Here is an 11,425-nt window from a genome sequence, read left to right on the forward strand (position 1 = left end):
GGGGAGATAAACATTATTTTCAGCTCAGAAATTTGAAAATTTTTTCTGAATGGAGTCTGAGTTGTATTTGAGTTGAGATTTATGAGTTTTATAAAAAAAATCGTTAATAAACTTAATGAACATTATAAGGTATGCGATGAACTTCGGATGATTTCAGAATCAGGCTATTTTGATGCTGACTGGTACCGCAGGGAGTATGGCCTGAACAGTCTTTCAGAAGAAAAACTGTTAGAGCATTTCTACAGAAGCGGCTGGAAAAAAGGTTTTTCATCAGGATGGCTGTTTGACGGTTCGGCATATCTTGAAGAGCATGAGTATTTAAAGACTTATGATCGAAATTCTCTTATAGATTATCTCTGTTCGAACAAGGAAATAAGGAATTTTTTTCTTCCTGAAAGACAGCAGGTCTCTTTTGATTATTCCGTAAAAAACCAGAGATGTATATATACCTGTTTTTTGAGAAATGACAGGGGCGTCTATACTGTTCAGATTCCTCTGATTAAGGATAAAGCTCCTAAATGGGACTACATCTGCATAACCGATAATGAGGAACTGCTGTCTATCGGCAGATACAACGGATGGCGTTTTGTAAGGTATGCCGGTGGAAAACTTTCTTATGAAATGAAAATCAGAATGGTCAGATATGACGTCTCATACCTGTCAGGTTACAGGTATGCCTGCTGGCTGTCTCCTTATGTCGAGGTGACCAATTTTTCATTTCATAAAATGGTGTTTAATCCGCTGTACCGGGGTAGTGATTTCTGGGTAATGCATGAAGATGAAAGAATCAGTCTGCAGGATAAATATGATCTGTCAGGACTGAAAGATAAACCTTCGGTAACCGAAAATCTGAAAGAAGTTCGGTTTGACGTGATGTTCTTTGACCTTACTCATTCCAAAACCAGAAAATTCATGGATTTCAGCCGCAAGTCCTGTCTTGAGGAAATTCCTGAACAGGTGGCTTTTCATCTTTTTGCTCAGAAATACGCACCGGAAGTTAAATATCTGAGATCCGCAGTGCTGATGGACAGAGTATGTCGCAGACTTGAGGTGGATGAAGAAAAAAGACCTATGGTTCAGAGACTTGATCGTCATTTTTTCCTGGATCGAGTGTTTGCCGAAAAGGTTATTAGGGGGCGACTCAATAAAAACAATCTGAATCTTTCTGAAAAGACTGTTCCGAAACTTATTGTATCTCTGACCACGTTCGGACCGAGAATCGGCGATCTTGTCTACGTAGTTTTTTCTCTTCTGCTGAATTCTGTTCTGCCTGAAAAAATTGTTATTTCCGTATCAGAAGAGGATTTTCCCGGTAGGGAAAAAGATTTTCCTGACCTCCTTAACGAGATTATAAGACTTTCAGGATTGGTGGAAATTATCTGGACTGCGAATACCAGATCGTACAAGAAACTTGTTCCTGTTCTGCAGAAGTATCCTGGTTATACGATAATAACCGTCGATGATGATATTTTTTATCCTGCAGGACTTATAGGAGATCTCTACGAAGAACATCTGATGTACCCGGATGTCGTGATTGCGGCCAGAGCACACCTGATTGATTCAGAGGAACATTGTCTTAAACCTTACCGGGAATGGAAACGGGATACCAGACTGTCATTCCCGTCTTTCAGAGTTCTGCCTACCGGATGCGGTGGAGTTCTGTATCCTCCGAATTGTTTCAGTGAAGATGTATCCGACGTTTCTCTTTTTACCAGACTGGCTCCAACCACTGATGATCTGTGGTTCTGGGCCATGAGTACCATGAAGGGGGTTAAGAAGAAGGTTCTCCGCAGGCGTATTGATCTGGTTCACGTAGACCTGGCAACGGAAATCGGAGCCAATGATAAACCTACGCTGATGAAGATAAACTATGTGGAAGGTGATAACAATAATGCTCAGCTCAGCGGCATTTTTGCTCATTACCCTGAACTCTGGAACATCATGGAGAATGGTGAGAAGGATGTGCCGTATGTTTCCGTTATCGTGCCGGTATATAATGCGGAGAACATGGTGCGACACTGTCTGGACAGTCTGATGGCTCAGACTCTGCGCAATATAGAGATAATCGTCATCAATGACGGTTCTACCGATGGTACCGGCGCTGTGTTAAAGGATTATGAAAAGGCTGATTCCAGAATCGTGATAGTTGAACAGCAGAATCAGGGATGTAATGTCGCAAGAAACAGAGGCATCGGAATGTCAAAGGGTAATTACGTCGGCTTTGTCGATTCTGATGATACCGTCTCAGCTGATTATTTTGAAGAACTGTATAAAACCGCTGTTGCCGGTGAGGCTGATATTGCCGCTACTCCTAATGCCCGCTGGTTCAGCGAGAACGGTTCTACTCTGAAGAATTTCGGTATACCGTTCACAGACGGTACCTTTAAGGACAGAAAGATAATTGCCGTAAGAAGCGGTACGGTATGGAACAAGATATACAGCAGGGATCTTATAACAAGAAACGGTATCAGATTCTGTGAAATTCCAAAGGTGATAGGAGGTGATAATAAATTCACCTTCGGTGCCATGATGTACTGCAACAGAATAGAGATTAACTGTAAGCCGGAATATCTGTATTATAAAAACGATAAATCCATAACCAACAAGGTAAAATCGAAGGATGATGTCAGAATTTTCAGCCTGTACAGGGAAATATATACAGATATTGAAAATTCATCTCTGTCAGACGTGGAAAAACAGTCATGGAAGGATACCGTAATGAAACGGCTGGAAAGGGATCTGGGTTTTTATCTTCGTGGAATGACCGATGATGACAGGGAATATTTTCTTGCAAAAGCCAGAGAGTTTTTCCCGGATTTTGTCATGAGTGAGCAGCCTTGATTTTGTTTTTGGTAAACCGGAAAATTCAGAACTGTTAGAAATGTAAGTTTATTTATCAGATCGGTTTAAGATTCTGGATAAGATTGGATAGAGGAAGGGAAGGAGTTTAGAATGATTTCTGTAATAATGCCTGTATACAAAGCTCAGCAGGGGATAACAAGAACGATTGAGTCACTGCTGAATCAGAGCTGTCAGGATTTTGAAATCATTTGCGTAGATGACTGTTCACCAGACGGTTCTCTCAAAATTCTGAAGGAACTCAGCGAAAGAGACAGTCGAATCAGAGTAATTCATAACACCATTAACAGAGGTGCAGGATATTGTCGCAATCTGGGGTTTTCTCATGCAAAGGGGGAATACTGTTTCTTCCTGGATTGTGATGACTTCTTTATGCCTGATTTTCTTGGTGACATGTACAGAAAAATAACTGAAACAGGAGCTGATATCTGTTTCTGTAATTATTCTTTCGTTACTTCGGACGGAACACTCATAAGTACCACCTCTTTCGGAGACGGAGCTGAGAATCCTTTTGTTCCCGGTGAGAATTACGACAGACTGTATCAGCTTTCTCATGCGGTACCGTGGAACAAAATATTCAGGACGGATTTTATAAGGCAGCATCACCTCATGTATGCCGAACTGTCTTCCTCAAATGATCTGTCATTTACTCTTCTGGCCTTTTCACTGGCTGAAAAAATAGCATATCTTGAAGGCAGTTATATTCAGTATACAAAGGGGGACAGGAAGTCAACCACCATGTCCCTTAAGGACTGTCATGTGGATAATGTTCTGAAGGCTTATGATATTCTTTTATCCAATATCATGAGACTTCCGAACAGACGTGATTATTTTGCAACCTTCAATACGGCACTGAACAGGTCTCTTAACTACAGACTGAAGCTCATGTCAAATTATAAGGTAAGTTATCAGCCTAATATGTCTGCAAATGAAGAATTCCTCGAGTTCAGAAAAAATTCCGGTATGGTAGGTGATCTTGTTTCTGCCTATGTGGAAGGTCAGCCTCTGATAACCGTGGTACTGACGGTTTCAACTGGAGCTGATTTTCTGCATGAAACGCTGGATTCTCTCATTACTCAGAGTTTTGAAAAAATCAGAATTATAGTCGTAAACAGTCAGTCTTCCTGTACTGGAGATCTTGACGGATACGGACAGCAGGATTCCCGAATTTCCATTGTTAATTCCGTCGGTATGGATCTTAACCGCAGTGTTGACAGAATAATCAGACAGATTGAATCTCCGTTTGTCATGTTCTGCAGATCCGGGGAAATACTGGATAAAGAAGCCTGCAGTAAGTATTTCTATGCTCTTGTAAAATCTGAAAAGGATATCTGCTACAGTGATTTTTCTCTGCTTGCCGGAGATTATGCTGATTATCAGGGAAATCAGCAGAAACTTGCTGAGAACAGCAGGTATGTAAGTGGCAGGGTAAATCTTCAGAAGCTTTTTTCCAAAGCATCCAACAAGATGTACAGAACTGAAATCATCAGAAAAAATAAACTTGTTTACGAATCTGAATCAAGATTTCTGTCAGCCTACTGCAGATGTATTGAGACCTTCAGTGAAATATTGGAAGCTCTTGTTACTGAAACCTTCTTCCGCAGAATAGAAGTTGTGGGACAGCCTCAGGTTTCAGTCATTATTCCCGTATACAACGTCAGAAAATTTATCGGTGATACTTTAAAGAGTGTCTGTAACCAGACTTTGAAGAATATTGAAATAATCTGCGTGGATGACTGCTCAACAGACGGTTCTGAAGGCATAATAAAGCTTTACCGGAAAATAGATTCCAGAATCAGGCTGATTAGTATGGAAAAGAATTCATCGGCTCAGATTTGCCGTCAGAATGGAGTTGCATCTTCTTCAGGTCAGTATGTCATGTTCCTGGACGGCGATGATGAGCTTTCCTCAAATGCATGTGAAACGGCATTTGAGGCAATCAGTAAAGCAAAAACCGATCTGCTGATGTTCGGCACTGACGTGGTCAATTACCGGAATCAGTGCGCATACAGACGTATTCGCCGTTTCGAGAGCTTTGTTGAGCCGTATACGCAGAAAATCGCATCAGACAATCTTCTGTCTGCAGCCTTTGTGGAACAGCTTTTTTCGTTTAATCTGTGGAATAAGATTTATTCCGGGGATTTGTGCCGTCAGGTTTTTGCTCAAATGCCTGAACACAGATTCTACAAGGCGAATGACATATATGCCATGGCATATATACTGGGCAGTTTTAAAAGCTACTGCGGAATTACCGATAAACTCTATCGCTATAAACTGGGATCAGGGGTAACCGGAACGGATCTGATGACTCAGGAAATGTTTGAGACAATGCTTACGGAACATGACGTGTTCATGGCGATAGATGAATACCTGCATACATTAAACGGTGATTACAGCGAGGTATCTGAAAATATCAGAAAGCGTCTGATGTCTGAAAGCGTGGTGAAATTCGTGAACTGTACCCAGAACATAAATAACGATGTTAATATGGCCTCCCTGGTAAATCTTTGGGGATATGATGATGTTGTAAAATGTCTCGCTGAAAAATTCTGGAACGAACCGAAAAAGGTTTCCGGCAGAATCTGCGGATATTTTAAATCCAAGCGTCCGCATAAGGATATCAGAACCATAGCTTTTTACTACAGAAGCATAAGCAACGGCGGAGCTCAGAGGGTTACACAGCTCCTCTGCAACAGATTTGCGGCAGTAAAAAATGCCGATGGTTCATATAAATACAGAGTCGTGCTTATTACTGATGACGTCAGGGACGGGGATGAGTACCCGCTGTCGGATATGGTAAGGCGTGAATTTCTGCCTAACAAGGATCTGTCTCATGAAGGTGCTTTTTCCGAAAGATACGGTCGCTGGCGTCAGATTATAGAGAGTAACGGTATCGATGCCGTTGTTTCAGGTCACTGGATGGACGAATGTTCATTCTGGGATATGCTTGCGGTGAAAGCAACGGGCGAAACCTATTATATTTCCCACTCTCATAACTTCTTTGCCGTTCCGTTTGTTCATAAACTTGCCTATAAAACTTCAGGCTCTGTTCTCGCGACATATGTGAACTGCGATGGTGTGGTAAATCTTTCCGAGTGTGACAGAAGGTATACCTCGCTGTACTGCAGAAATACAGCGGTAATACCGAACCCGCTTACCTTTAATCCTGATAATGTTCCTATGAATTTTCTGGATAACAGTACTATCTGCTGGGTAGGAAGAATATCGCACGAAAAAAATCCTGTCGATCTTATTAAGGCCATGGCTTTTGTTCATCAGTCTCTGCCGGAGGCAAGGCTTCTGATTGTCGGGGACGGTGATGAGTCAATAATGAAAAAAATGGTTCAGACAGCTGATGAGCTTGAAATCTCTGAATGTGTTGAGTTTGCCGGTTTTACTGAAAAAGTGGAAAAGTATTATTCTCAGGCTTCAGTGTTCGTCAATACATCAAAATATGAAGGTTTCTCCATGACTTTTGCCGAAGCCATGAGTCACGGACTTCCTGTCGTAACCTACGATATGCCGTGGCTTACATTCATTGAGGACGGCAGGGGAATTGTCACGGTTAATCAGAATGATTACATAGAGCTGGGTAACCGGCTGGTTAAAATTCTGTCAGACAGAAAATACATGAAGAAACTTGGCAGTGAGGCTCGTGCAAATGTCGTTTCCATGGCCTCTGCTTCAGTAGAATCAATGTGGGAGGATTTTCTGCATAACATTGTTTCAGAGCGGGAAGGAGGGCTTAATCAGCAGCAGAATGAATACAGATTCATGCTGGATTATCTCAATGATTATGCTGAAGAAAGATACTCAATGACGGAAGATTATTATAAGAGAGCTGTTGATAAGCTGTCACAGTCCAATTCAGTGCTTAAGACCAGAAACAATGGGATTTATGAGGCTTTAATGAGCAGGGTTCTGAAGGAACTTCGTTCTGAAACGTCTCACCTTGAGTCATCTTCTCCGTTGGAAGACGGTAGTAATACCGGAAGGACGGATGATACGGACAAAACGGAAAAAGAGCATGTAAGTCTGCATAAGCGTCTTTCCGATAAGGTTCTGAGTAAGGGAAAAACACTTGCCGGCTTCTTCGGCAAAAACAGATAATCCGTTGTTAATCTGAAAGCTTTTGTCTTCTGCGGTCATGGTGTGATTCTGCATCATGGCCGTTTTTGTACAATATTTAAGGTAAACCTGAAGACCGCCGGTTTTACGGGTAATGTTTGAATTTTCAGTAAAATAAAAACAGTAAAAAACATGAAAATGTTACCACTGAAAAATCAGGTTGAATACTAAATAATCATTAGCTAAAATCAGTTAAATTTTTTTAACAATCAATGTGAACGACCTCACAATATAATCTGTAAAAATCCTTTGTCTCTAATAAAGAGCCTTGATTACCTTGTAGAATAAATACGGGTTTTTATCGCTTTTTTGGTGTAGATTGGCTTTTTGTAAAAGTTTGTGGCGCCTGGTCGACGTGTTGATTCGATGTTAAGGTGTTGTTGTTTTTTTTATAGGTGAATAAATAAATGAAAATAGCAGTTGTTGGTGCAGGATATGTAGGCCTGTCAGTTTCAGTAATGTTGTCAACCAAGTATCAGGTTGGCCTGCTTGAAATTACAGAAGACAGAGTAAACAAGTTGAAGGCAAAGGTATCTCCAATCAAGGATGAATACATCAGTGATTATCTTGCAAACAAGAATCTTAATCTGACCATTTCAACAGATCCAAACGAAATTTTAACCGGCAGTGATATTGTATTCATTGCTACCCCGACCAATTATGACCCTGATTTGAACTACTTCAATGTAGATTCAGTTCTCAGTGTTATCGAACAGGTTAAGGTATATGCTCCTGAAGCTGATATTGTTGTTAAGAGTACACTTCCTGTAGGTTTTACCGAAAAGACCAAGAAGGATCTTTCAGTTTCCAAGCTTCACTTCTCACCTGAATTTTTAAGAGAAGGTCGTGCTCTTTACGATAATCTTTATCCTTCAAGAATCATTATCGGTACCAACGATAAGGCTTTCGGTGAAAAGTATATTGAAATCCTTAAGAGCGTGGCTCTTACTCCGGCTGAAAAGATCCCTTCACTCATTCTTCCTCCAACCGAAGCAGAAAGTGTTAAGCTGTTCTCCAATACCTACCTCGCTATGAGAGTGGCATTCTTCAATGAACTTGATACCTACGCTTCTCTGAAGGGGCTGAACACCAAGAATATTATTCAGGGTGTTTCAATGGATCCTCGTATCGGTGATTTCTATAACAATCCTTCATTCGGTTACGGCGGTTACTGTCTGCCTAAGGACACCAAGCAGCTTCTGGCAAACTACAAGGATGTTCCAAATACCATTATCAAGGCCATCGTAGATTCAAATACCGTAAGAAAGGATTTCATTGCTTCTGATATTCTTTCAAGAAAGCCTTCTACAGTTGGTATTTACAGACTGGTTATGAAGTCAGGTTCTGACAATTTCAGATCATCTTCAATTCAGGGTATCATGAAGAGAATCAAGGCTAAGGGCATTAACGTTGTTGTTTATGAACCGATGCTTAATGATGAAACCTTCTTCAATTCAAAGGTTGAGAAGGATCTTCAGACATTCAAATCTCAGTCAGACGTTATTATCTGTAACCGTATGAGTGAAGAACTTGCCGACGTGGCAGAAAAGATTTACACCAGAGATATCTTCAATAAGGAATAAGGTGTAATTATTTATATTGCAGGTTAACCTCCTGAAAAAATTTTATAACTGTGTAGGAGGTTAACTTTTTAACAAATATTGCAATGGATTTCTGATCATAAATGCAGATTCCCTTTATTATGATAAAACGGAAAAAGAGATTCAGATATTAAAGTATCGATGCTCGTTGTGTTTGTGATGATTTTGAATATATTTGCACAAAAACATAACTGAATGCTTAAGTTACTGTTTTTTGTATAGGTGATGTTTTTGTGAAAATATGATTACTTAAGACAGGGATTGTACAGTAGTTATATGAAGATTATAGTGATTGCGGGAACCAGACCGGAAGCTGTAAAACTGGCTCCTGTAGTTATGGAGTTAAGGAGACATCCGGAGATTACCACTCTTTTATGTAATTCCGGTCAGCATCAGCAGATGATCGATGATACGTTTGCTGACTTCAAGATCGTTCCGGATATTTCTCTCAACGTGATGAGTCACGGACAGTCACTTGCTGTTCTTACCTCAAAGCTTTATGTGGCTATTGATGAGGTTTTTGAAAAGGAAAAACCTGACTGGGTGATTGTACAGGGTGATACCACAACCGTTATGGTTGGAGCCATGTGTGCGTTCTACAGACATATAAAGGTGGCTCATATTGAGGCCGGTCTCAGAAGCTATGATAAATTTGCTCCGTTCCCGGAAGAGGTGAACCGTCAGATAGTGACCCGTGTTGCCGATCTCCATTTTGCACCTACAAGACTGTCTTATGCCAACCTGATTAAGGAAGGTATACCTCCGGAACAGGTTTTTGTTACCGGAAATACCGTAATTGATGCTCTTCTCTGGGTAAGAGATTTTGTGAAGGGCAAGAATGATTTTCTGCATATTGACGTGCAGAAAGCTCTGGAACAGGGAAAGAAGATTATTCTTATAACCGGTCACAGACGTGAGAATCTTGGTGACGGGCTGGTAGATATCTGCAACGCCATAAAGGAACTTTCATATAAGTATATGGACTGCCTTTTTGTGTATCCTGTGCACCTGAATCCTCTGGTTCAGAGAACGGTAAGGTCTATTCTCAGCAATCATGCAAGAGTTCTGCTTCTGCCTCCTCTTTCCTATCTGCATTTCCAGGCTCTCCTTAATGCATCATATCTGGTACTTACTGATTCAGGAGGTATTCAGGAAGAAGCTCCGGCTCTGTCAAAGCCTGTTCTGGTTATGCGTGATGTTACGGAAAGACCTGAAGGCGTTAAGACTGGATGTGCGAAACTTGTAGGCTCGGATTCGTCAGCCATCGTAAAGGGGGTATCCGAGCTTTTAGATAATCATGATGCTTACATTAAAATGAAGAATGCAAAGAATCCGTACGGACACGGACATTCTTCAGAAAGAATTGTAAGAGCCATTATGGATGCTTCAGGTTTGGATATTGGGGATGCTGAAGCGGTCTGATGACATGATTTTTTATGTCATCAGGAATATACTGAGGTTTGAGGCTGCTGAATATGAGAATCGGCTGCATGCCGTAAGAAAAAAATATAAATCAGAATGGATACTGATATAAGATAAGTATAGGATAAAAGATGAAACTTTGTATATGTGGTTTAGGATATATCGGATTACCAACTGCAGCCATGTTTGCATCACATGGCGTTGAAGTCCATGGAGTCGACGTCAATAAACATGCGGTTGATATTATAAATCAGGGGAAAATCCACATTGTGGAACCGGGACTCGGTGAAGTGGTAAAGCAGGCTGTTGAAAAAGGCATGCTTAAGGCTTCGTGCAGTGCCTGTGAAGCAGACGGTTTTATTATCTGCGTACCAACTCCTTTTAAAGGCTCATCACATGAACCTGATATCAGTTATGTCGAGGCTGCGGCAAAAGAGATTGCTCCTTATCTTAAGAAGGGGAATACCGTGATTCTGGAGTCTACTTCTCCGGTAGGTACAACCGAGAGGGTCGCTGAAATATTCAGTGAACTGCGTCCGGATCTTGCTGTTGCCGATGAAAATAATGATGTATGCGACATCTATCTTGCATACTGTCCGGAAAGAGTACTTCCAGGCAGAATCATGTATGAACTTATTGATAATGACCGTATTATCGGCGGTATTAATCGTGTATCAGCTGACATGGCGGCTGATATCTATGCGGTATTTGTGAAAGGTGAGCTGTTAAAGACCAATTCAAGAACAGCGGAAATGTCAAAGCTTACCGAAAATTCATTCAGAGACGTGAATATCGCCTTTGCTAATGAATTATCCTTAATCTGTGATCGTCTGAATATCGACGTGTGGGAGCTTATTTCCCTTGCAAATCACCATCCGCGTGTAAATATCCTGAATCCGGGACCGGGTGTCGGCGGACACTGCATTGCCGTTGATCCATGGTTCATTGTGAGCAAGACTCCTGATCTTGCAAAAATAATCGGAACCGCCAGAAATGTTAATGACGGCAAGCCGGAATGGGTTAAACAGCAGGTAAGGAATGCCATTGCAAAATTAAACAGACACTGTACCATTGCCTGTCTGGGGCTGGCTTTCAAGCCGGATATTGATGACCTCAGAGAGAGTCCTTCTGTTTTCATTACCAGGGATCTGGCTCAGGAATATCCTGACTGCGTAGTTGCTGTGGAACCTAATATTACCGAACTGCCGGTTTCTTTAGCGGATAAGCCTCTGAAACTGGTTGATCTTGATGAGGCTCTTAAGGCCGATGTCATACTTCTCCTGGTTGATCATAAGGAATTTAAGGAAATTCATCCGGTATTCAGTGACAGTCAGATTCTCATTGATACCAGAGGTTTGTGGAAGAGATAATCGGACAAAACTCTAACGTGAACAAAACCTCGTAAATTTAACGGA

Annotated in this window: 5 protein-coding genes; all 5 read left to right on the plus strand. The window is 41.2% G+C overall.

The window, feature by feature from the left end; translation table 11 throughout:
* The first annotated feature begins 81 nt into the window (after window positions 1-81).
* The 5 genes from T489_RS14160 (at window position 82) to wecC (ending at window position 11,380) form a co-directional block, all read left to right on the plus strand.
* Window positions 82-2,841: a glycosyltransferase gene (locus T489_RS14160; protein WP_051621818.1), complete on the plus strand. Its 2,760-nt coding sequence runs from the start codon at window positions 82-84 to the stop codon at window positions 2,839-2,841.
* A 111-nt stretch (window positions 2,842-2,952) separates the two neighbouring features.
* Entirely contained in the window at window positions 2,953-6,969 is a 4,017-nt protein-coding gene (locus T489_RS0105570) for a glycosyltransferase (RefSeq protein WP_031579066.1), read from the plus strand.
* Window positions 6,970-7,394: 425 nt separating this feature from the next.
* Window positions 7,395-8,570 carry a nucleotide sugar dehydrogenase gene (locus tag T489_RS0105575; protein ID WP_031579067.1) on the plus strand — a complete coding sequence of 392 codons (1,176 nt, stop codon included), beginning with the start codon at window positions 7,395-7,397 and terminating at the stop codon, window positions 8,568-8,570.
* A gap of 294 nt (window positions 8,571-8,864) precedes the next feature.
* Window positions 8,865-10,010 carry a non-hydrolyzing UDP-N-acetylglucosamine 2-epimerase gene (wecB, locus tag T489_RS0105580; RefSeq protein ID WP_037318871.1) on the plus strand — a complete coding sequence of 382 codons (1,146 nt, stop codon included), beginning with the start codon at window positions 8,865-8,867 and terminating at the stop codon, window positions 10,008-10,010.
* 131 nt (window positions 10,011-10,141) lie between these two features.
* A complete protein-coding gene (gene wecC / locus T489_RS0105585) occupies window positions 10,142-11,380 on the plus strand; it encodes a UDP-N-acetyl-D-mannosamine dehydrogenase (protein WP_031579069.1) in 1,239 nt (412 codons plus the stop codon).
* The last annotated feature ends 45 nt before the right edge of the window (window positions 11,381-11,425 follow it).

The organism is Ruminobacter sp. RM87, from assembly GCF_000701925.1.
In the GTDB taxonomy this organism is placed as follows: Bacteria; Pseudomonadota; Gammaproteobacteria; order Enterobacterales; family Succinivibrionaceae; genus Ruminobacter; species Ruminobacter amylophilus.

Coding starts and splice junctions, on each gene's coding strand:
- T489_RS14160 (WP_051621818.1), top strand. CDS start 82: ATGAGTTTTATAAAAAAAATCGTTAATAAACTTAATGAACATTATAAG.
- wecB (WP_037318871.1), top strand. CDS start 8,865: ATGAAGATTATAGTGATTGCGGGAACCAGACCGGAAGCTGTAAAACTG.
- wecC (WP_031579069.1), top strand. CDS start 10,142: ATGAAACTTTGTATATGTGGTTTAGGATATATCGGATTACCAACTGCA.
- T489_RS0105570 (WP_031579066.1), top strand. CDS start 2,953: ATGATTTCTGTAATAATGCCTGTATACAAAGCTCAGCAGGGGATAACA.
- T489_RS0105575 (WP_031579067.1), top strand. CDS start 7,395: ATGAAAATAGCAGTTGTTGGTGCAGGATATGTAGGCCTGTCAGTTTCA.